General features: G+C 54.1%; 17 protein-coding genes. 7 read left to right on the forward strand and 10 right to left on the reverse strand.

From position 1 onward, the window contains the following. Positions 1-48: 48 nt before the first annotated feature. The 5 genes from RB298_RS05630 to RB298_RS05650 all read right to left on the reverse strand — a co-directional run bounded on the left by RB298_RS05630 (position 49) and on the right by RB298_RS05650 (position 8,149). Positions 49-1,923 (reverse strand): ABC transporter ATP-binding protein, encoded by a 1,875-nt coding sequence (locus RB298_RS05630; protein WP_096775804.1) that lies wholly within the window; start codon positions 1,921-1,923, stop codon positions 49-51. After that, positions 1,920-3,647, reverse strand: coding sequence for an ABC transporter ATP-binding protein (locus tag RB298_RS05635; protein WP_375121515.1), 1,728 nt, complete (start codon positions 3,645-3,647; stop codon positions 1,920-1,922). The genes RB298_RS05630 and RB298_RS05635 overlap by 4 nt, the downstream gene beginning before the upstream one ends. Positions 3,648-3,658: 11 nt before the next feature. Then, positions 3,659-4,219, reverse strand: coding sequence for a MarR family winged helix-turn-helix transcriptional regulator (locus tag RB298_RS05640; protein ID WP_375121516.1), 561 nt, complete (start codon positions 4,217-4,219; stop codon positions 3,659-3,661). Positions 4,220-4,341: 122 nt separating this feature from the next. Beyond that, the gene (gene rsgA / locus RB298_RS05645; RefSeq protein WP_375121518.1) at positions 4,342-5,454 is read right to left on the reverse strand and encodes a ribosome small subunit-dependent GTPase A; all 1,113 of its coding nucleotides are present in this window, start codon (positions 5,452-5,454) and stop codon (positions 4,342-4,344) included. A gap of 406 nt (positions 5,455-5,860) precedes the next feature. Continuing rightward, positions 5,861-8,149: an ATP-dependent DNA helicase gene (locus tag RB298_RS05650; protein ID WP_375121519.1), complete on the reverse strand. Its 2,289-nt coding sequence runs from the start codon at positions 8,147-8,149 to the stop codon at positions 5,861-5,863. Here RB298_RS05650 and RB298_RS05655 point away from each other — a divergent pair. Further along, positions 8,148-8,288, forward strand: coding sequence for a hypothetical protein (locus RB298_RS05655; RefSeq protein WP_155989813.1), 141 nt, complete (start codon positions 8,148-8,150; stop codon positions 8,286-8,288). The genes RB298_RS05650 and RB298_RS05655 overlap by 2 nt on opposite strands. Before the next feature lie 17 nt (positions 8,289-8,305). On the opposite strand, the gene pdaA is transcribed toward RB298_RS05655, so the two are convergent. The 4 genes from pdaA to cidR form a co-directional block, all read right to left on the reverse strand. After that, positions 8,306-9,100, reverse strand: a complete 795-nt coding sequence (pdaA, locus tag RB298_RS05660) for a delta-lactam-biosynthetic de-N-acetylase (RefSeq protein ID WP_096775799.1) — start codon at positions 9,098-9,100, stop codon at positions 8,306-8,308. 146 nt (positions 9,101-9,246) lie between these two features. Then, positions 9,247-10,290 carry an oxidoreductase gene (locus RB298_RS05665; protein WP_192570348.1) on the reverse strand — a complete coding sequence of 348 codons (1,044 nt, stop codon included), beginning with the start codon at positions 10,288-10,290 and terminating at the stop codon, positions 9,247-9,249. Between the two features lie 196 nt (positions 10,291-10,486). Continuing rightward, complete coding sequence (locus RB298_RS05670; protein ID WP_375121520.1) at positions 10,487-12,109, reverse strand: catalase; 1,623 nt, start codon at positions 12,107-12,109, stop codon at positions 10,487-10,489. A gap of 108 nt (positions 12,110-12,217) precedes the next feature. Further along, positions 12,218-13,108: a cidABC operon transcriptional activator CidR gene (gene cidR, locus RB298_RS05675; protein ID WP_096775796.1), complete on the reverse strand. Its 891-nt coding sequence runs from the start codon at positions 13,106-13,108 to the stop codon at positions 12,218-12,220. A gap of 126 nt (positions 13,109-13,234) precedes the next feature. On the opposite strand from cidR, the gene RB298_RS05680 reads away from it, so the two are divergent. The 6 genes from RB298_RS05680 (at position 13,235) to RB298_RS05705 (ending at position 21,105) form a co-directional block, all read left to right on the forward strand. After that, on the forward strand, positions 13,235-13,606 hold the full coding sequence (locus RB298_RS05680; RefSeq protein ID WP_096775795.1) for a CidA/LrgA family protein: 372 nt from the start codon (positions 13,235-13,237) through the stop codon (positions 13,604-13,606). Continuing rightward, a complete protein-coding gene (locus tag RB298_RS05685) occupies positions 13,603-14,292 on the forward strand; it encodes a CidB/LrgB family autolysis modulator (protein WP_009590333.1) in 690 nt (229 codons plus the stop codon). The genes RB298_RS05680 and RB298_RS05685 overlap by 4 nt, the downstream gene beginning before the upstream one ends. 268 nt (positions 14,293-14,560) lie before the next feature. Further along, entirely contained in the window at positions 14,561-16,420 is a 1,860-nt protein-coding gene (locus tag RB298_RS05690) for an LTA synthase family protein (protein ID WP_486046282.1), read from the forward strand. 686 nt (positions 16,421-17,106) lie between these two features. Then, complete coding sequence (locus tag RB298_RS05695) at positions 17,107-18,459, forward strand: hemolysin family protein (protein ID WP_096775792.1); 1,353 nt, start codon at positions 17,107-17,109, stop codon at positions 18,457-18,459. Between the two features lie 151 nt (positions 18,460-18,610). Beyond that, entirely contained in the window at positions 18,611-20,200 is a 1,590-nt protein-coding gene (locus tag RB298_RS05700) for a PTS sugar transporter (RefSeq protein WP_096775791.1), read from the forward strand. Between the two features lie 347 nt (positions 20,201-20,547). Then, positions 20,548-21,105 carry a hypothetical protein gene (locus RB298_RS05705; protein ID WP_096775790.1) on the forward strand — a complete coding sequence of 186 codons (558 nt, stop codon included), beginning with the start codon at positions 20,548-20,550 and terminating at the stop codon, positions 21,103-21,105. A gap of 111 nt (positions 21,106-21,216) precedes the next feature. Here RB298_RS05705 and RB298_RS05710 read toward each other — a convergent pair whose 3' ends face one another. Continuing rightward, positions 21,217-22,257, reverse strand: a complete 1,041-nt coding sequence (locus tag RB298_RS05710) for a hypothetical protein (RefSeq protein WP_486046285.1) — start codon at positions 22,255-22,257, stop codon at positions 21,217-21,219. Positions 22,258-22,413 lie beyond the last annotated feature (156 nt).

Below are 22,413 nucleotides of genomic sequence, written 5' to 3' on the forward strand. Positions count from 1 at the left end.
CCGCTTCGCAATCGAAGGGGTCTTCTTGTCATAGCTTTCCTTGCCTCGTTATCCGGCTTCATGCTGTTCGCTGAATTGGCTGTTGTACAGGTCCGCGTAAAAGCCGCCTTGGGACAGCAGCTCTTCATGGGTTCCCTGCTCGATGATGCTGCCCTTGTTCATGACCAGAATCAGGTCGGCATCCCGGATCGTGGACAACCGATGCGCGATGACAAAGCTGGTCCGGTCCTTCATCAGCTCATTCATCGCTTTCTGGATATAAAGCTCCGTCCGCGTATCCACGCTGCTGGTGGCCTCATCAAGGATGAGAATCGACGGGTTGGCGAGAATGGCCCGCGCAATCGTCAGAAGCTGTTTCTGCCCTTGCGATATATTGGAGGCTTCCTCGTTCAGAACGGTATCGTAGCCCTCCGGAAGCGTCCGGATGAAATGATCCGCGTGAGCCGCTTCCGCCGCCCGGATGATCTCTTGTTCCGTGGCGCCCTCCCGTCCGTATCCGATATTATCCCGGATCGTCCCGTTAAAGAGCCAGGTATCCTGCAGCACCATTCCGAACAGGCTGCGCAGTTCACTGCGCCGAAGAGCCGTAATATCCGTGCCGTCTATCGTAATTTTGCCTTGGTTCAGCTCATAGAACCGCATCAGCAGATTAATGAGCGTGGTCTTCCCTGCACCGGTCGGACCGACAATCGCGACCGTTTGGCCGTGCTTCACGTCCACATTCATATTTTCGATGAGAAGCTGGTCCGCTTTATAGCCGAAGCTCACGTTCTCGAAGGTCACGTCGCCAAGCGGCTGCTTAAGCTCGGCGGGAGCGGTATGCTCGGACACCTCTTCTTCCTCGTCCAGCACTTCGAACACGCGCTCTGCCGAGGCTACGGTGGATTGAATGACGTTTGCGATGTTCGCAAGCTGAGTAATCGGCTGCGTAAATTGGCGAGAATATTGAATGAAGGCCTGAATATCCCCGATCTCGATCGCCCGGCGGGTAACCAAAACACCGCCGACGACGCTGACGATCACATATCCGATATTGCCGACAAAACTCATGAGCGGCATGATGGTGCCCGATATAAACTGGGCTTTCCAACCGGCATCATAGAGTTTGTCGTTAACCTCATCGAATTGCGCCATGGACTGCCGTTCACGGCCGAAAGCCTTCACTACTTTATGACCGGTGTACATTTCCTCCACATGTCCGTTCAGCTGACCCAGATGCTTCTGCTGGGCCACGAAATGCTTCTGCGAGCGCTTGGCAACCATGATGGTCACCACCACGCTGAGCGGGAGGGTCAGAATAACCACCAACGTCAGCAGCGGGCTGATCGTGAGCATCATGACGATGACGCCGACCAGCGTGACCACGGACGTAATCATCTGCGTCAAACTCTGCTGAAGCGTGCTGCTGATATTGTCCATATCATTGGTCACCCGGCTCAGCGTTTCCCCATGCGTGCGGGCGTCGAAATATTTAAGCGGCAGGCGGCCGAGTTTGTTGTACACATCCTTGCGCAAATCATATACGGTTCGCTGAGCCACGCCGGCCATGACATACTGCTGGATGTACGCAAACAGCGAGCTTAAGAGATATAGTCCTGCTAGCCAGAGCATGATCGTCCGAATGGCGTCAAAATCGATCCCGGCACCTGGCACGCCTTGCATCTTAGCGATGAAGCCTTTGAACAGGATCGTGGTGGCATCCCCCAATATTTTCGGGCTCACGATGCTGAATATCGTACTGAGGATCGCTGCGATCAAGACGATCAGCAGCTTGCCGGTATGCGGCTTGAGATATCGCGTTAACCGGCGAAACGTGCCTTTGAAGTCCTTGGCTTTCTCCCCTGGCATCCCGGGCCCGTGCGGGCCGCCGCCAAAGGGACCGCCCGGTCCCCGAGGATGTCCTCCCCGTTTCTTCTCACTCATGCGATCTCCTCCTCTGACAGCTGCGAGGTGACGATTTCGCGGTACACATCGCTGGAAGCCATGAGCTCCTCATGCGTGCCGATGCCGGCAATGCGTCCCTCGTCCAGCACGATAATCCGGTCGGCGTCCATGACGGTGCTGACCCGCTGAGCAACGATCAAAACGGTGGCCTCCGTCGTTTCCTCGCGAAGCGCTGCGCGAAGATTGGCGTCCGTCTTGAAATCCAGTGCCGAGAAGCTGTCGTCAAACACATAAATCTCGGGTCTGCGAACCAGCGCCCTTGCAATCGAGAGCCGCTGCTTCTGGCCGCCGGATACGTTGCTGCCGCCCTGCGAAATCTCGGCATCGTAACCGCCTTCCATGGAGGAGATGAAATCGGCGGCCTGGGCAACCTTCGCTGCATGCCGGATCTCCTCGTCCGTGGCATCCTCTTTGCCGTACCGGATATTCTCCGCGATGGTCCCGGTGAAGAGCAGCGCCTTCTGCGGCACGAATCCGAGCCGGTTCCGCAGATCCTCCTGCGTCATGTCGCGGATATCGGTCCCGTTGACGAGAATCCGTCCCGACGTCACGTCATAGAAACGCGGGATCAGGCTGATCAGCGTGGATTTGCCCGAGCCGGTTCCGCCGATGATCGCCGTGACTTCGCCCGGCCCGGCATGGAAGGAGATATCGGATATGGCGGGCTCCTCCGCGCCGGGATAATAGAAGGTCACATCCTGAAATTCGATCGATCCCTGCAACACGCCGGCATTGCGCGGCTGTTTCGGATCGTGGATCTCAGGCATCATGTTCAATACTTCATTGATCCGGACCGCCGATGCCTGGGCGCGCGGAATCATGACAAACATGACGGATAGCATGATCAGCGAGAACATGATCATCATCGCGTATTGGAGAAACGCCATGAGGTCGCCGACCTTCATATGTTCGGCATCTATGCGGTGGGCTCCGAACCAGACGATCGCCAGCGTGGCAAAGTTCATGACCAGCATCATGACGGGCATCATCGCCCCCATGATTTTATTGACTTTGATCGAAGTGGCCGTCAGGTCCTCGTTCGCGTCGTTAAAGCGGACCGTCTCATGGTCCATCCGGTTAAAGGAACGGATGACCCGGATTCCGGTCAGATTCTCCCGCAGCACCCGGCTCAGCGTATCGATCTTCACCTGAATCGCTTTGAAGAGCGGAATGCCTTTTTTGGCGATCAGGAAAATAGCAAGTGCCAGAACCGGCAGGACAATCAACAGCACCGTTGTCAGTCCGGGATCTCTCGACACGGCCATCACGATGCCCCCGATACACATCATCGGCGCAATCGCCATCATGCGAAGGATCATGATCGTAACCTGCTGCACCTGCGTAATGTCGTTTGTCGTACGGGTAATCAGCGAGGCCGTGCCGATCTTGTCGAACTCCTGCAGCGTAAAATTCTCGACATGGGAGAACACGCGCCCGCGAAGAATCTTCCCGAATCCGGTAGCCGATTTGGATGCGAGATAACTCGCGGCTATAGAGCAAACCATGCCCCCCGCCGCAACCAGCAGCATGAAGCCGCCCACGCGCCAAATATAAGGGACGTCTCCCTTCACGATGCCGATATCCACGATGTCCGCCATCAAGGTAGGCAAGTACAGATCAGACAGACACTGGAAAAATGTGAATAGCAGGACCAAAATGACCGCTGTCCGGTACGGTTTCATATAGTGAAACAGCTTTAACAAATCCCCCACCCCTACTCGTTGTCTGATGTCGTTTCGTTCGATTTGCGTTTTTGTTCATGAAAATGGTACACCTTCGTCAGCAGCTCCGTCAGTTTGACGCTGTCCTCTTCCCCGAGGAAATCCACCAGCTCGTTAAAGCTGTTCTTGACGTTCTGATAGGTTTGCTGGACAACGCGGTTCCCTTCCTCCGTCAGCTGCACGCGGACCGCACGCCGATCCTGCGCATCCATCACCCGCTCCACCAGCCCTTTGCTCTCCAGCGCATTGATGAATTGCGTGATCGTCGGCGACGTAACATTCATCATGCTGCTGATCTCGGACACTTTCATGCCGGGGCCATCGGGCTCGATATGATGTTTGAGTCCCATCAGAACGCGGATCTCGCCGGGTGTATACCCTGAAATCAAGTGCTGATCCCATTCCTGCTTGTGGAACATGCGAATGCTGTACAAGAGCCTGCCGGCAACGCTGTCCTCCCGCCTGCCGCCCTTCATGCATGGTCCTTCCCGCGAATGTTGGTCCTCGCTCCCGTTCACTTCTTTATGTAAATCTGGATGTTGATCCTCCGCCATGGTCCACCTCTTCTCGGCAACGGCTCGAATAAATAGATAGATTGCCAATTTATTTGGTTACCTAACTATATACCCGGAAGATGACCGAAGTCAAATCGACTCCGGCCTTCCTTTAACATCCATTATTCATCATCGTACAGCAGCTGCTGATATGCCCCTTTGCGGCCTCGGTCGCCCTTGCGCGACGACTTGCCCGAGCTCTTGTTCTGGCGGCGGGTGCTTACCCTCTCTTTGCGGGCGATATGGGCCAGCTCCCGCTCCGTCTTCTTGTAATTCGCATATCGCTTTGCATCCAGCGTTCCGTCCTGCAGCGCTTCCCGGACCGCACAGCCGGCCTCCGTTTCATGACGGCAATCATGGAACCGGCACTGCTGCGCCAGCGCGGAAATATCCGCGAAGGTCGCCTCGAAGCCTTCTTCCGAATCCCACAGCTGCAGCTCCCGCATGCCCGGCGTATCCACCATGATCGCGCCTCCCGGCAGCACGAAAAGCTCCCGGTGCGTCGTGGTGTGCCGTCCTCTTGCGTCCTCCTCGCGTATCCCTTGAACCCGCTGCATTTCCTGGCCGGACAGCCAGTTCAGCAGCGTCGATTTGCCGGCACCGGAGGTACCCGTTATGGCGACCGTTTTCCCTTGCACCAGATACTCTCCAAGCTGCTCCTTCCCTTGATCCATCAGGGAGCTTACCGCATGGACCGGCACGCCCGGAGCAACCGCCTCTACCTCCGCGACGTACGCTTCCGGCGATTCGCATAGGTCCGCCTTGGTGAGCAGCACGACCGGTGCGGCACCGCTCTCCCAGACCGCAATCAGATAGCGTTCAATCCGGCGAACATTAAAATCCTTGTTGAGCGCGTTAATGATAAACACGGTATCCATGTTGGCCGCAATGATCTGCTCATCCGGCACGCTTCCTGCCTCCCTGCGCGTGACGGCGGATTGGCGGGGCAGCAGATGATGAATGACGGCACGGGATTCGCCCTGCAGCGGCTCCACCATGACCCAATCGCCGACTGCGGGAAAGTCGCTTTTGCTGCCCGCTTCGTATTCATACTTGCCTGTGACAATGGCCGTCTGCTCACCCTCTTGGGTGATAATGCGGTACTGCTTCGAGAATTGGGCCGTAATGCGGGCCGGCACCAGCGCCTTGTCCTGCTTCGGGATCTGCGCGGCCATCAAACGCCAATGTTCATTCCATCCATAGGCTTGCAACGTTGTCATGTCTTGTTTCGTCAAATTCGTGATATCCCCTTATCGTTGTTGGATTGGTTGTTAACAAATGATCAAACACAAAAAAAACCGCAGATTTGTATCCGCGGCTGATCTGAGACTATGCAGGAAGAAGGCATCGATCCTCGGCGGCCAAACCGCCAAAGATCATACCGGAGCCTTGCATAGACACAAAAAACCCGCAGGATACCAAGCACGGTCTCCTGCGGGTTCTTAGGTACGGAGATGAAGACATGTTAAACCCAATGCCTTACACCCCGGTTACCATTAGAATTTCCCGTCCAAAGAGACCAACGTCAATGCGACCCATCCACTATGCATCATAACCATTTGACATCAGCCTCCTTCAGCTTAATTAATATATCCGTATTATAGGGTTCGCATTTCCAGGTGTCAACATCCCATGTAAAAATTAGATGCGCCTGTAATGCCTCCACTCCTCCGGCAGCAGCATCCCGTACTGTCGATTCAGAAAGCGGTCATCGACGAGCGTCAGCGTCCCGCTGTCCTGCTCGGATCGGATCAAGCGCCCTCCGGCCTGCAGCACTTTGTTCATGCCGGGGTACACGTAGGCGTAATCGTATCCCCTCTTGCCGGTACGATCAAAATAATCCTTGATGATATCATTCTCGAAGGATAGCTGCGGCAATCCTACGCCGATGACCACGACGCTCGAAAGCCGTTCTCCCTTCAAATCGATGCCTTCGGAGAAAATACCGCCCATCACGGCAAAGCCGATCAGCGGATCTTCCGCATCCGCCTGGAATGCATTCAGGAACGCCTCCCGCTCCTCCTCGCTCATTCCATGCCCCTGGAGCAAGGTATGGGCTTCCGGATTCATTCTGGCAAACGCCTCATGAATATCCTGCATGTAGGGATAGGACGGCAGGAAGATCAAGGTATTCACCGGTTTTTCCTGAACCAGTGCACTCAGCATCCGAACGATGGCCTCGCGATTGCGCTCCCGATCCTTGAAGCGCGTCGATAACGGCAAAATCCGAACATCCAATTGCTCGGAAGAGAAGGGCGAGGGAATCGAGAGGCTGTAATCCTCTTCCTCGGCTCCGAGCATGTCGCGGTAGTATCCGAGTGGCATGAGTGTTGCCGAGAAAAATACGCTGGAGCGGTAGTTTTTACCCGCCTGCTGGAGCAAATAAGAGGGGTCCAGGCAAAACAGCTTGAGAAACACCTCGCTCCCGCTCATCTCCGCATACGTGACAAAGCGGTCGTCATACAGCTTCGAGATGCGCAGATACCCCTGCACGGCAAAATAACATTCCAAAAGCGCATCGGCCTCATCCCCGCTCTTGCCGGTCATCAGTTCGGCCTCTGCCTGGAGCGAGAAATCCTCCAGCAGCTCGACCATCATCTCCGGCTGCTGGGACCCGACGATCCGCTCTTCCTCCTCGCTGACCTTGCGCAGCACCTTAAAGCGGTTATTCACCCGCTTCGCCGTGTTGTAAAGCCCGGGATTGCTCTCTTTGTACGCCCTTTGCAGCTCCAGGAACGCGGACTTATTCAGCTCGGCCGAGAACATCCCCCGCGCCCGGTCGACCAGGTTGTGCGCCTCGTCAATGAGCAGCACGCTGCGCCTCTTCACGTCCTCCGGCATCCGCTTGAAGGAGACGCGCGGGTCGAACACGTAGTTGTAATCGCAGATGACGGCATCGGCGGCGTACGCGGCATCCAGAGAGAATTCAAACGGGCACACCGTATGCTTGCGGGCATACTCTTCAACGACGGGCCTCGTGATCAACGTTTCATTCGAGAGCAAATCCAGTATGGCGTCATTAATCCGGTCATAGTAGCCCTCCGAGAACACGCAGCCCATCTGGCTGCAGCCTTCCGCTTCGCTGAAACAGATCTTGTCCTTCGCCGTCAGCGTGACCGTATGCATGCAGAGCCCTTGACGCTCCATGCGCGCCATGGCTTCCTCCGCGGTGGTTCGGGTAATCGTCTTGGCCGTCAGGTAAAAAATCCGGGATAACAGGCCCTCGCCGATCGCTTTGACCGAAGGAAACAGCGTGGATATGGTTTTGCCGATGCCCGTAGGGGCTTTGGCAAACAATCTTCGTCCTTCCCCGATGCTTTTATACACGGCTCCGGCCAGCTTCCTCTGTCCCTCGCGGTAGGCGGGAAACGGAAACTTCAGTTCGCGGATGCTCCGGTCCCTCCGCTCGCCATGCTCCCGCAGCAGGTTGGCGTAAGGCGCGTAGGCCGCCACAACCTCGAGCACAAAGGATTCCAGCTGAGCGAAGCTCCATTCCTGCACGAACTGCTTCCGCTCTCCGCTCGGGACCTGGAAGTAGGTCAGTCTCACGGCCATCGTCGGAATCTCATGCAACCTCGCGTACATATAGGCATACATTTTGGCCTGAGCCCAATGAACCGGGTACGTGTGCTCCGTAATCTCGCCCAAATCGCCGGAGGTCGACTTGATCTCGTCGATCATGATCCGCTCGTCCTCTTGAATCAGGCCGTCGCAGCGACCTTCCACCACAAACAGCAGATCCTCGTAAGGAATCTCCGCTTCAAGCTGAACTTCCTTCTGGTCGTTCTCGCCATAATCGCGCTGTACCTGTTGATGCGCACGGGTTCCCTCGGTCAGGGACGTCGCCGTGCGAAAACCGGAGGTAATGCTGCCGCTGCGAAAGACATATTCCACCAGCGGCCTGACGGATATTTGGATAGTATGAGGCATGATGGTCTCCTTCGTTCATGTTCTATATGAAGGGTATTATACCAAACATTCGTTCCGGAATGCGAAGCATCCGCGGGCATTCGATAACAAAAAAAGCGTGCAGACGGCCTCCTGGCAGGATGGCGTCTGCACGCTGTAAGCATATGCGGCATATGCTTACGGGGATTTCTTTTGCATCTGATCGAGGCTCTTGAACTCGTAGCCCCGGTTCCTTGCTTCGTCAATGATCCGTCCCAGCGCCTCCGTGTTGTCCTTGGAGATGGAGTGCAGCAGGATTACGGCGCCGGGGTGGAGCTGCGCGGTCACTTTATCGTAAGCATACTGCGCGCCGCGCTGGGACTTCACGTCCCAATCCATATACGCGAGCGACCAGAAGACATTGGTGTACCCCAGCTGCTTGCTGGTCGCCAGGGACCGCTCATCGAAGATGCCGCGGGGCGTGCGCAAATATTTCATGTCCGGCTGGCCGGTGATGCGCATTACCTCCTTCTTCACCCGTTCCAGCTCCTCGGTCAGCTTCTCTGCCGAGATCGTGGTCACGTCCGGGTGATTCCAGGAATGGTTGCCGATAATATGGCCTTCCGCCGTCATCCGTTTCAGCAGATCTTCCTGTGTCTTCACGTAATGTCCGGTCACGAAAAAGGTGGCAGGCACCTTCTTCTCTTTAAGCGTATCCAGAATACGGGAGGTATACCCGTTCTCATACCCGTTATCAAACGTAAGATAAAGCTCCTTTTGCTCGGCATCGCCCATGAAGACCGCATCGTATTTTTGCAGAAGCTCCTTGAAGCCCTCCTCATTGATCGAGGGCAGCTGGCCGTTGACGCTTTTCTTAAATCCAAAGTGAAACGGACCGCTTCCGCCTGCCAAAGCAGCTCCGGAGATGGACAGCGTCACCGCCAGGCTCACAAGAAGCATAAGGGCCGGCCGAAGGATACCACGTTTCTTCATATCCGTTCTCTCTCCTTCATTGTTGTGATATGGATCGACTCCCCTGATGAAAGACGTACCAAGGGTGGCATCACCTAATATCCCACAAATCGGAGCAAACTATGTGTCAATCCAGGACAGTCCTGGTTTCGGATGCGGCGGCATGTTTACGTGATCTTGATCAACCGGCCCTTCTGATGGCTCTGCAGCGCATATTCGATCATCCGAATGACATTGCGGGCTTCTTCAGGCTGGACAGGCAGCGAACCGCCTTTAAGGATCGCTTCGGCCAATCCCTGGTAAAAAGCTTGATAGCGTCCCGGCAGCGTCTCAATCTCCCCTTGCACCGCCAGCCCGCTCAGCTCGGTAGCCAGCTCCCCGTATTGGTCCGGCTGGTCTTCGCCCCAGCCCGCGTCCCCGGGATGCATGCCCTGCTTCAGCTGGCCTTCCTGCGGATCCGTTCCATATTTCAGGAAGCTTCCCTTATCGCCATGCAGCTCGAATTTCGGCCCTGCCTGCCGTACCAGCGAACCGGAATGCAGAATGACGCGAAACGTCTTATAACCCAGCACCAAATGAAAATAATCGTGGGCTTTGGACCCTTTGCGCTCCGTTCTCAAGTCCGCCCAGAGCGTCTCCGGCAGGCCGAACAGGAACAGCGCCTGATCGATCAAATGCGAACCTAAGTCATACAAGATCCCGGATCCGGCCATCGCTTGCTCCCTCCACCGCTCCGACTGAACTTCCGGACGGTAGCGGCTGAACTGCGACTGATAGATGGAAAGCTTGCCTAAGGCTCCCGTCTCCAGCAGATTGCGGACGGTCAGAAAATCATTGTCCCAGCGGCGGTTGTGGTACACCGTCAGCAGCACGCCCTTCTGCTTGGCCAGATCAATCAGCTCGTCCGCTTCGGCGGATGTTACGGTAAACGGCTTCTCGACGACCACATGCTTTCCGGCCTCGATGGCTAACCGGGTATATTCATAATGCGTTGCATTCGGACTCGTAATGATGACAACATCGATATCCGGATTGGACAAGAGCTCATCCACGCTGTCGACAACGGCCGTATCGGGCATATCCTGGTGGACCTTGTCCGGATCCGATGATACAACCGTGTGCACCCTGTAATCCGGCACGCTTCTAAGGATAGGTGCATGAAACACCGACCCGGACAAGCCGTAGCCGATGATTCCCGCTTGTATTGCCATAACGCAAGCCTCCTCTTCCCATGGTTCTATGTTGATTCGATATGTATCGCTTGGTTTCCTTGCAACATCTTAACATTCCGCAAATATTTTACAACCATATAAGGGAAAGCCGCCTGCACGTCATTCTTGTGCAGGCGGCTTCGCCATTCCGTGCTGTCCGCGTTTGCGGGACGGCGTCTCTAAGGCCGGCAAAGCATCAATAAGGGTCTGCCTCGTGGCCCATACGGTTTGCATCCTCTACGGCCTGCTCCCGGACGGTCTCGTTCGAGCCCTTCCTTGCCTGCTCGAGTCCTTCCCGCACGCGGCGCCCATAGTCCTCGTCCGCATTCGTGAAATATTCCACCATCTTGTCTTGAATCCGGATATCGCATTGGATCAGCGCACCCACGAGGTTGTTGATCAGGTCGTTTCGCTCCCAATCCTCAAACGCTCTGTACGTATCCCCGGCCTGCTTGAAATCCAGCGTGCGATCCAGCTTCTGCCGCACGAGGTTGGCATCGTAATGCGGCTGATGCGGCTTCGCCGTCTGCGATGCTTCCACCAGCCCATCCGTCATGGACGGCTCGTAATCCACATGCGGGCTTTGACCAGGCGCCTTATCCACGAAAAAGGACATTTGCCCGCCCCGCTGATTGGTAGCGACCCGTTTCTTCGGCGCATTGATCGGCAGCTGCAGGTAGTTCGTGCCCACGCGGTGCCGCTGGGTATCCGAGTAGGAGAAGGTACGCCCCTGCAGCAGCTTGTCGTCCGAGAAATCAAGCCCGTCAACCAGCACGCCCGTGCCGAAGGCCGCCTGCTCCACTTCGTTGTAGTAGTTCTCCGGATTTTTGTTCAGCACCATTTTGCCTACCTTCAGGAACGGGAACTGATCCTCGGGCCACAGCTTCGTCGGATCCAGCGGATCGAATTCCAGCTCGGGATGCTCGTCGTCGCTCATAATCTGCACGCACAGCTCCCACTCCGGGAAATCCCCGCGTTCAATGGCTTCGTACAGGTCCTGCGTCGCATGGCTGTCATTCATGCCCTGAATCTTGTTCGCCTCTTCCTGCGTAAGATTCTTAATCCCCTGCTTCAGCGGCTCCCAATGATATTTGACGAGCACGCCGGTGCCTTCTGCATTGACCCATTTATATGTATTCACGCCGGAGCCCTGCATTTGGCGATAGTTGGCCGGGATGCCCCAAGGGGAATACACAAACGTGATCATATGCGTCGCTTCCGGGGAACGGGAAACGAAATCGAACATGCCTACGGGACCCGGAACGTTGGATACCGGATCCGGCTTGAACGCATGGACCATATCCGGGAATTTGAGCGGATCGCGGATAAAGAATATTTTCAGGTTGTTGCCGACCAGGTCCCAGTTGCCTTCCTCGGTGTAGAATTTCACGGCGAACCCACGCGGATCCCGAAGCGTTTCAGGCGAGCCGGAACCGTGGATTACGGTTGAGAACCTGACAAATACCGGCGTGCGCTTGCCTTCGACCTGGAACAGCTTGGCCCGGGTATACTTCGAAACCGGCTCGTCGCCTACTTTCCCGTACGCTTCAAAATATCCGTGCGCTCCCGCACCTCTGGCATGCACGACGCGCTCCGGAATGCGTTCGCGGTCAAAATGCGTGATTTTCTCCAAAAAATGATAGTTCTCCAGGGTCATCGGCCCCCGATTCCCGACCGTTCGCACATTCTGATTATCCGAAATAGGATGTCCCTGCCGATTGGTCAGCGTATCCTCGCGTTCCGTCTCGCCCCGATTCTCGGCGTATCCTGCCCGTTCTTGGTTTATTCCATGATTAACATCATGATCTTGGCCACTCACGAATGTCACTCCTCCTTGGTTATAAATCTTGTAAATGGGTTCTCTTTACTATGGATATTATGTCCAAGGCGTGAAAATGTATGAAATGCCCTTCAATTTATAACAAACTTACTCATGCTCGCCCAGCAGGGAACGCGTAAAGCTGATCCATTCCCTGACGGCAAAGGACAGGTAGCGGTCTTTTCTCCAGATCATCCCGAGCTGCCACGGGATCGACGGATTGTCCAGCGGCAGTATCGTCACGCGCGAAGAATCGATCTCTTTGCATATCGTTTCGGGAAGCAGGGCAATCCCCAGATTGGCGGCAACCATGCCGCTGATGAGATCCCACTGCGAGCTTTCGTAGACCACCCGCGGCTCGAAGCCGGCGCTGACGCACTCGCGGATAATCCGGTCATGGAGCGTAAAGTCCTCGCGGAACAACACAAACGCCTCGTCAGCAAGCTCACTCAGGTGTACATGCTCCCTTCCGGCCAACCGATGGGACGGATGCAGAAGCAGATTCAGCTTCTCTTTCACGAAGGAATAGTAATGGAATACGTCTTCATTGACAGGCAGCACGGCAACGCCGATGTCCGTCTGGCCGCTCTCCACGTCCGCCTCCACCTTCTTGGCGCCGTCCTCGATCAGCTGAATGGTAATCTTCGGATATTCCCGGTGGAACTGCCCGATTACTTCGGGAAAAAAGCTTGAGCCCACCATGGGCGGAAGCCCGATGCGCAGATGGCCGCGCTTCAGGTTCATGAGATCTTCCAGCTCGGCCGATACCCGCTGGAAGGATTCCACCATCTGCTGGGCCTGCTGGTACATGATGTGGCCGGCATCGGTCAGCTCAATCCGTTTACCCTGACGATAGAACAAGGTAACGCCCCACTCGTCCTCCATGTTGCGAATCGTTTTGCTGATCGTCGGCTGCGTAATGTACAGCTTCTCTGCGGCCTTGGTGAAGCTCTGGTTCCTCGCTACCTCAAGAAAATACTCCAGGTGCCGTATGTCCATTCCCGATGCTCCCTTCATTTTGGCTATGTATAGATAAATGGAATACTTATCATGCGATATATGCATTTTACCTATGAAAATTATCGTTGTAAAATTTCAATACCAATGAAAATAAGGAGGCCGGTCATGGTCAACATGTTGAAAGGAACGCTTCAAGTGGCCGGATTCATGCTTCTTTCCTTAGGGATGGATCAACTGGCCGCCTGGCTGAATATAGGAATTCCAGGCAGCATTCTCGGAATCGTGGTTGTGTTTATCCTTCTCGAAACCAAGATCCTCCGTCTGGAGTGGATCGAGCTTGGCGCCAATTGGCTTCTCGCCGAACTGCTGCTGTTCTTTATCCCCGCCGCGGTCGGAATCATGAAATATTTCCCGATGCTGGAAACCGAAGGGCTCCAGATTCTGGCCGTCGTTTTGTTCAGCACCGTCATCGTGATGGTAAGCTCTGGGCTGACGGCCGGCTTCATCTCATCCAGAAAGGGGCGTAAAACGCCATGAACATCCTGCTGACCGTCATCCTCGGCCTGCTGTTAACGATCGGGATTTACGGGGGAGCCAAAAGGCTGTATCGCCGCCTGCCGAAGGTTTATTTATCGCCGCTCCTGATCACGCCGGTGCTGATTGTTGTGATATTGACACAAACGGGCGTATCCTATGAATCATACAATGAAGGTGCGCAGTGGATCAGCAAGCTGCTCGGACCGGCCACGATCGCTTTTGCCGTGCCGCTGTACAAGAACTTCCAAACCCTGAAGAAACACGCGGCCGAGATTATGCTCAGCGTGCTGACGGGATCGGTGCTGGCCATGTTATCCTCCGCGTTTCTCGCAAAATGGATGCACCTGAACAGTTCTCTGGCTACCAGCCTGGTGCCGCGCTCCATTACGACGCCTATCGCCATGAACGTATCCGAGGTGATCGGGGGCGTGCCGAACATGACCGCCGTCTTCGTCATTATGACCGGGATTCTCGGGTCCATGATCGGACCCGCCGTCATGCGGATCTTCCGGATCCGGGGCGATATCGCGAGAGGGGTTCTGTTTGGGACCAGCGCCCACGGAACCGGCACCTCCAAAGCATTCGAATTCAGTTCCCTCTCGGGAACCATATCCAGCATTTCGATGATCGTCGCCGCGCTCTTCACCCTCGGAACCGCACCGCTGATCATGTCCTTTCTTTATTAATATTTGCTAAAACTCTGACAAAACCGGCGATGGCCGGTTTTTTCGTCGTCTTTTTGTGTTGTTATAGGAAATTTCGGGACTTACTTTAACTCTTTGACAACCTCCTCCGAAGAGGTCATAATAAATTCTGTTCATTAGTTTTGTTAAATAAATGGTATACGGAACGTAAATCTACAGTAAGAATAACGTCTATGTATTCTTAAAAAACGAATAGCCGCCGAAGTTTTGCGAACAGGTCTGTGGCGGCCCTGAAAGGAAGGCGATACAGGTGTTCTCCACCTCGCGGTTTCGGTTAACGATTACGAAGCCATTTATATTTTTCTCTGTTATTATGCTGCTCAAAAGCTACCTGGCCTGGACGGTCATTTTTGATGATGTCATGCCATGGAAACCGCTGATTACGGAAATTCCTTTTATCTGGCTTGTGTTCAGCTTGATCGAATGGTTTGCTTCCAAGCGAAAGCTGACGGCCTATATGAGCGTTAACCTGCTGCTGACCGCCATCTTCTTTGCAGCCATTATGTATTATAAATATTACGGTGTCATCGTTACCTATCACGCGTTAGAGCAGGTGAACCAGGTAACGGCGGTAAGCAACAGCGTATTCTCCTTGATGGATCCTTACTATCTGCTGATCTTCACGGATATCATCGTGATGTTCGTTCTGTTGTGGCGCAGCGACCGCGTTAAGAACTGGAAGATTCGGCATGCCAAAAAAGAAAAACGCAAGATTATCCCGATTGTTTTTGTCGTCTCTTTAATGCTGTGCCTGTTCCAGATCATGCCGAACCGCGCAAGCATGAACGAAATCGTGAAGGCGCAGGAAATGGGGATTCTGAACTACGAGGCCTACACGATTTTCCAACAGGAGAATAAAGAGCTCGTGGATGCCAAAACCATAACCCAGGATAAAGTCAACGCATTGAAAGGCCTGAACGCGTCCGATAAGGAGGCCCTGCTCACAGGTGTCGCCAAAGGGAAGAATCTGATCATCATCCAGATGGAGTCCTTCCAGAAGTTCTTGGTCGACCTCAAGATTGACGGCAAGGAAATTACGCCTAACATCAACAAGCTGGCCCGCGAGAGCAATTACTTTCCGAACTTCTACCAGAACGTCGGTCAAGGCAATACCTCAGATGCCGAGTTTGTTGTGAATACTTCCTTCTACATCCCGCCGCGGGGTGCGGCTACGCAGCATTATGCGGACAGGGTTCTGCCAAGCCTGCCGAGACTGCTGCAAGGGGAAGGATATGATACGGCAACCTTCCACACCAACGTCGTGGAGTTCTGGAACCGCGGGGAGCTGTACAAGGCGCTCGGTTTCAACCGTTATTACGATAAAGCGTTCTTCGGGGAAGACGATAAGCTGTTCTTCGGCGCCTCGGATGACGCTCTGTATTCCAAAACGGCTACCGAGCTGAAGAAAATGAACGATGCCGGTAAACCTTTCTATACCCAGGTCATTTCCATGTCGGCTCACCATCCGTTCACGATTCCTGAGGATAAATATCGGATGACCCTGCCGGAGCGATATGAAGGCACCTTTGTCGGCGACTACATTCGTTCCCAGAATTATGCCGATGACGCGCTCGGCAAATTCATCGAGCAGCTGAAGAAAGACGGCGTATGGGATAACAGCTTGATTGTTCTCTACGGCGATCATCTTGGACTGCCGATTTACTCCCTGGACCACAAGGATAAAGAACTGATGCACGAAATTTACGGCCGCGAATATACCTCCGGAGATATGATCAACATTCCGCTTATCATCCATGGCGAGGGAATTCAGCCTGAAGTGAAGGAGCAGGTCGGCGGACAAATCGACCTCTTGCCGACGGTGTCCAACCTGCTTGGCGTATCGATCGACAATCAGCTTCATTTCGGCCAGGATCTGCTGAACCACACCGATAATAATTTGCTGCCGGAGCGGTATTATCTGCCTTCGGGTACGTTCATCAACAATACGACCCTGTACATTCCGGGCATCGGCTTTGAGGACGGAACCAAGCATCCGCTTCCGAATTCGGACGTGAAGAAGACCCAGGCTACCAAGGAAGAATTCGAACGCTCGCTCCAGCTGCTTCATCTGTCCGACAGTTATATCAGACAGCTGCCATACCATAAATAGGCCCTTGCTGCATGGGACAACTCTCCGGAATTCTTGGAGAGTTGTCTTTTTTTGTATGCCTGGCGATCATCAAAAACCCTTGATATATAAGGATTTATATAGCCGAGTGCGACTGTTATTTGACATAGTGGCTTACTTTTTCTTATGATTAATAGCAATATACCTTGTTTTGAAGACCGCGTTCGTGGTGAAATTACGTACAACTACTCAATTCACTTCATATTCATACGCTGACAATTAAGCCATATATTTTTTAGAGCAAATCGATTACGAATTGTAGGAGTGACGATCCGACTTGGACCCCATACGAAGGATAAACAGAATTATATGTTCCACACTTGGCTTACTGCTGATTGCTTCCGTTTGTAATGTCCCCCTAGTGGACATCACCGATTCCGCTGCGGCGACGCAGGGGATGGAAGCGTCTGAAGGCACTCTTCCAGCGCCGACGCCGGTACCCAAAAGTCCGGAGCCCGTTCGGTTGATGCTGGAGTCGAAACGCCATGTGTCTCTGCTTTCCTTGCATAACGTTACATGCAACACGGATACCGATATGTTTTTGCTCCTCAAGCACATGCTGCTAGAACCTTTGAAGTTTCGATCGAATTATGTTGACAGCCATGCATAGTAAACGTTGGTTATTAAAAAACTAATTCAGATCAGATAACAAAAAGGATGTGTTTTGTTTGGACGACAATATAGGCTTGAATTTATTCCTAGTCGCTGTACTTATCGCAGCTACCGCTTTTTTCGTTATGACGGAATTTGCTATCATAAGACTTCGTCCCAGCCGGGTAGACCAATTGGTGATGGAAGGGCGCAAAGGCGCTCTTGCCGTTAAAAAGGTAACTTCGAATCTCGACGGATATCTGTCCGCGTGTCAGCTCGGGATTACCATCACGGCGCTCGGTCTCGGTTGGCTCGGGGAACCGACCATCGAGAAGATTCTGCACCCGGTGTTTGACAGCCTTGCCATTCCTGCGGCAATCGCATCGCTGATTTCATTCCTGCTTGCATTTATTATCATGACTTACATTCACGTCGTTATCGGTGAACTTGCACCGAAAACGATCGCTATCAATAAAGCTGAAGCCGTGTCGTTCCTCTGCGCGACGCCGATCATATGGTTCAACCGGATTATGTACCCGTTCATCTGGCTCTTGAACGGATCGGCCAATAAAATCGTTCGCCTGTTCGGCATGCATCCGGCAAGTGAACATGAAGAGGCTCACTCGGAAGAAGAACTCCGCATGATTCTCAGCGACAGCTATGAGAGCGGAAAGATTAACCAAGCCGAATACGGTTATGTAAGCCGAATTTTTGCTTTTGACGATATGCTTGCCAAAGAGATTATGGTACCTCGTACCGACATGATCTGTCTGTATGTTGACAAGCCGCTTGCCGCCAACCTGCAGATTATCAAGCGCGAGCAGTACACCCGGTTCCCGGTTGTCCGCGGAGACAAGGATCAGATCGTCGGCATGGTGAACACCAAACAGTTCTTCCTGGAGTTCGATGACAATTCCAATATCGACTTGACCAAGCTGATTCATCCGGCCATGACGGTATCCGAAGCGATCCCGATCAAGAAGCTGCTTCGAAAAATGCAGCAGGAAGGCACGCATATGGCCATCCTGATCGACGAATACGGCGGTACGTCCGGCATGATCACCATTGAGGATATTTTGGAGGAGATCGTCGGCGAAATCCGCGACGAATTCGACGAGGATGAAGAGCGCGAGCTGACCCAGCCTGAGCCGAACCGCATCATCGCAGACGGCAAGGTATCCATTAACCGGATCAACGACCTGCTTCATACGGACCTGAGCACCGATGACCTGGATACGATCGGCGGCTGGCTGTACGGTCATAACTCCGAACTCGCCAAAGGCGATACGTGGAGGTACAATGACCTGACGTTCACCGTCATCGAGAAGAAGACCCACCGCTATACGAAGCTGCAAATCGTCAAAGAAACGCCTGAAGAAGCGGCGGAGGAAGCCTCTGCCGTTGCAGCGGCCAGCGAAAGCAACGAATAGACAACTAGATGACTAAGCCGCCATGCAGCCCTTACCGGGTATGCCTGGCGGCTTTTGATTTGGCAGGATCGCATTTTAACACTTTAACAAGTTATAACTCTGCTGTAATATAGAAATTATCTTATTTCTAACGTATTGGGGGCAGCAAGTCATGAATCGTCAAATCGCCATCATCGGAAGCAGCGGCGGCAATCTGTACAATCTCGGCGGCAAAGACCCGCGCAAACTGCTGGATGAGATATTGATGCAGCTCGATAGCGCCGGCCTGTCCTGCGGGGCCCTGCAGTTTATCGCCGCCCAGGTCTCCATGGACGCAGCCAAGGATACGACGCCCGCGGCTCTTTACAGCTGGAGCTCTTCCCAAGGAGAGCCCATCATTGTCGCTGAAGGCACCCTTCAGCAGGTCAATCAGGCGGCCGAGCGGCTGGACCGGGAGATTGCCGAGCAGATTGAACTCGGCGAAATTGACGGCATCATCGTCATGAGCGCCGACCCGGAGGGCAGCAACCGGCATGCCATTGAGGCCGCTGCCAAATTCCGCCTGCCGGTGACCGGTACGGGCGGAACCTCCATGGCCATCATCCAAACCAAAGGCGCGCATGTCATTGCGGCTTCGGGCACAACCGGAACCACCAACAGAACGCGTGCGGTCACCTTTGTCACTTCCCTCAGCAAGCATTGGCGGCTTACGTACCGGCCGGTCATCGGGAATGCGTCCGCCAATATCCATGCGGCGTCCGGCAGCTCATCTCCATGGCGAAGAATCAATATTCGGGGCATCATGATGGCGTCCCTCCCCGGTTTCATCGGCATGGCCCTGATCCTGGCGGTCAGCAAAATCCCGGGGTTATCTTCGTTGACCGAAGTGTTTGACCTGCTGATTAAGGCGCTGCCGGTCATCGTTGCGGTCATTGCGGCCAAACAGGTCTCCGAGTTGGACGAGGTGTCCATCGTGGCGGGCATCGTGGCAGGCGTTCTGTCTGTTGAAGGAGGAATTATCGGCGGCATCATCGGCGGGATCGGCGCAGGCATTATCGTCCATTACATATTCCGCCAATGCGTGGAGTGGCGTTTCCCCGCTACGACGGTCAACATTGTTGCCGGCGGCGTGTCGGGACTGATTGCCGGTTTGCTGGTCTACTTCCTCATTGCGCCGATTGCGCTGAGCGCAGGGCAAGGCATCCGCTTCCTGATCGAGACGCTTGTCTCCTGGAGCCCCGCCATGGCTGGATTGATTGCCGGCCTGCTGATCTGGCCCGCCATCATCGGCGGCGTCTATCATGCGGCCATCCTGCCGATTGTGCTGCTGGAGATGGAAACAACCAGCAACAGCTTCCTCGGCGCGGTCGATATGGTCGGCTTGGTGATGGTATCCGCAGGCATCACGCTAGCCAATATTATCGCTCCGCGGGATAAGGGAGAAGCCGCCGTCGCAGCCCCCGGATTCGCCATCAACATGGGGTTTGGCACCTTCGTTGAGGCCGCCTATCCGTTCATGTTTTCGAACAAGCTTGTATTTGCCGGAGCGATTGCCTCGGCTGGACTTGGCGGCATGCTCGTCGGTTTGTTCGGGGTCCGGGGGACGGCCTATGTGCCCTCCTTCATCGGGCCCATTACATCGAATAACACGATGGGCTTCCTGATCTCGATGGCGGCCAGCCTGCTCTGTTCGTTCCTGATCACCTTCTTCGTTAACAAGCTGTCCGGTTACCGGGATGCCCGGAATACCGTGAGCATGTAATGCGAGGCCGGTTCCACCCTATGCATAGGTGCTTCTCCATGACATAAGAAGCCCTTCAATAAAAGGACGGATCAAGCGCATCAGCTTGGTCCGTCCTTTTATCATGCATGCTCTCTGCCTCCCCCATCGGCTTCCCCATAATGGCGCAATACCGGATCCTAGCGGTGCTGGATTCCTTGCTGACAGCTGCGGGCCAGCCTGAATCAAGGTTCCTAAAGAGCTTACATTCGCAGGCTTGTCCTTATTTTCTTACGAAAACGGGCTAACCAATGGATCAGAAAAAGAGTCTATATAGTAGATAGGCTCCCCATTCGGCTGCCTACACCCATTCGGTATGCAAGGAGGTTATGACGATCGAGAAATTCAGAAGGATATCGCTCTTCGCGCTGACCAGCGTCCTGTTAGCCGCTTCCCTCATCTGGCAGGGCGAGCAAGCAGCCGCTAACGAAGCGGAAGGCTATTACGTAAACGTCGGCGGCACCCATATAAAGGACGTCCATGTTCGCAAAGGCAAGGCGTACGTTCCGCTCAAATCCTTAGCCGATGCAATGGGATACGAAATCTCGTATACGATGCAGGAGGAGCTGGACAACTTTCATCAATATGACCTGAAAGCGGCAAGCGGTCCCCCAGTATCGGTATGGGGAAATGACAGCTGGGGATATACGATCGTACGGCGGGCTACGCAAGAGATGAGCGTGAACGATATCGACATTTATAAACCGGCGAGGCTGTGTGCCGAAGAATCGGACCACTGCAAGCTGGACAAGAGCAAATACGACGGTCCCCTGTTCATAAAGAACACCCTCTACGTCCCTGTCCGCGACATGGCCAAGGCCTTGAACTTAAAGCTGACCATGACGAAGACGCCGAAAGGACGCAGCATCCAGCTGTCCCTGCATTAACGAAGGCTCCCTTCATATGTTGGATCATGATTCATCAGCAAGAAGCCAGGCGGAGTTATCCACTCCGCCTGGCTTCTGAATCTAGAATCAATTTATACTCCAGCAAAATCCTCATTCCAGCCCTTTGATCTCGATGTCATCCGCGGACGCAATGTCCGAAATGTCGAATACCCTGAAGCTGTAGATACTGGTTTTCCCCTTCATATAATCGATATCCTGCTCCACCTTCTTCACGCTCTCCGGCGTCTTCAAATCCGCAGCGTAATAATCGATGGTAAGATCCGTCTCCCCCGGCACCGTCACCGAAGGCAGCCGCCGAATCAGCTCCAGCACCCGTTCCTTCTCCTGCGCCAGATTATCCGCCGTCAAATCCGCGAATACGATCAGTCTTATGTTCTGGCTGACATCGCCATCGGCGTTATTCGCCAGTTGGCTATAATCACGCTCTACCGTGTCGCTACCTGCGAAGACAAACGCCTCCCCAAACGCCTGGTCCGGATAAAGCTCATCCAGCAGAGGTTTCAGCCGGTCCCTCAGCTGCTGTCCCCAGAGCCGGTTCAGGTAGGTATCATTGGATATGACGGGAGGGCTGGCTTCATTGCTGCTCAGCGTAAATTCAAGCTCTGGCGCCTGCTCCGGATGGGCCGTAAGATTATACGAGCCTATGGCCCAGGTATAATCCACGTCCGTGACCTTAAAGGGTTCGTTGTACTTCTGTTCCAGATAGGACTCCGCCGCTTCCTGAACCTCGCGTTTCTCTGCAGCCGTCTTCATGAACGGGGCGGATCCCCAGGTGTACCCGGCGTAAATCGACCCTGCGAACAGGGCCAGTCCGATGATCGTCCGCACGACGATTTTCCAAGGGGAGGCGAGCTGACGCCGCCGCTTCTCGTCGAACATCGGTTTCCTGGGCGATCGGTAGCTGAAGTAGATGACCGGTATGATCAAACCTATAATATGAAGCCCAATAGCTAGCGGACCGATAATCAAGCCCAAGTATCCCAGTGTCATGAAAAAAATAAACAAAGCCGCTCCCTGCAGCGCCATGAGCAGCATTCCGCCTATGATCATGCCCGGCGTCCCGATATAAAACATCCCGAGCCCGGTGCATATCAGAGAGAGCAGCGTAGCCATCCATTGATGTTTCTTCAAGTTATCATCCGTCCTTCTTACGTTTGTTTGTGAAGTATTGTCAGATGCTGTCACCATATTATAACCGCTGCGAAGCCGGAGATAAACGATCGAAGCACTTTTGCATCAGACGAGCGGCGTTCCGTGACGTTTTTCTTGCGATGATCGAATGCGTTC

Origin of the sequence: Priestia sp. BR_2, assembly GCF_041954005.1 — a bacterium.
Lineage (GTDB): Bacteria > Bacillota > Bacilli > Paenibacillales > Paenibacillaceae > Paenibacillus_AQ > Paenibacillus_AQ lautus_A.

Coding starts and splice junctions, on each gene's coding strand:
- RB298_RS05630 (WP_096775804.1), bottom strand. CDS start 1,923: ATGAGTGAGAAGAAACGGGGAGGACATCCTCGGGGACCGGGCGGTCCC.
- RB298_RS05640 (WP_375121516.1), bottom strand. CDS start 4,219: ATGGCGGAGGATCAACATCCAGATTTACATAAAGAAGTGAACGGGAGC.
- RB298_RS05655 (WP_155989813.1), top strand. CDS start 8,148: ATGATGGTCTCCTTCGTTCATGTTCTATATGAAGGGTATTATACCAAA.
- RB298_RS05650 (WP_375121519.1), bottom strand. CDS start 8,149: ATGCCTCATACTATCCAAATATCCGTCAGGCCGCTGGTGGAATATGTC.
- pdaA (WP_096775799.1), bottom strand. CDS start 9,100: ATGAAGAAACGTGGTATCCTTCGGCCGGCCCTTATGCTTCTTGTGAGC.
- RB298_RS05665 (WP_192570348.1), bottom strand. CDS start 10,290: ATGGCAATACAAGCGGGAATCATCGGCTACGGCTTGTCCGGGTCGGTG.
- cidR (WP_096775796.1), bottom strand. CDS start 13,108: ATGGACATACGGCACCTGGAGTATTTTCTTGAGGTAGCGAGGAACCAG.
- RB298_RS05680 (WP_096775795.1), top strand. CDS start 13,235: ATGGTCAACATGTTGAAAGGAACGCTTCAAGTGGCCGGATTCATGCTT.
- RB298_RS05685 (WP_009590333.1), top strand. CDS start 13,603: ATGAACATCCTGCTGACCGTCATCCTCGGCCTGCTGTTAACGATCGGG.
- RB298_RS05700 (WP_096775791.1), top strand. CDS start 18,611: ATGAATCGTCAAATCGCCATCATCGGAAGCAGCGGCGGCAATCTGTAC.
- RB298_RS05705 (WP_096775790.1), top strand. CDS start 20,548: ATGACGATCGAGAAATTCAGAAGGATATCGCTCTTCGCGCTGACCAGC.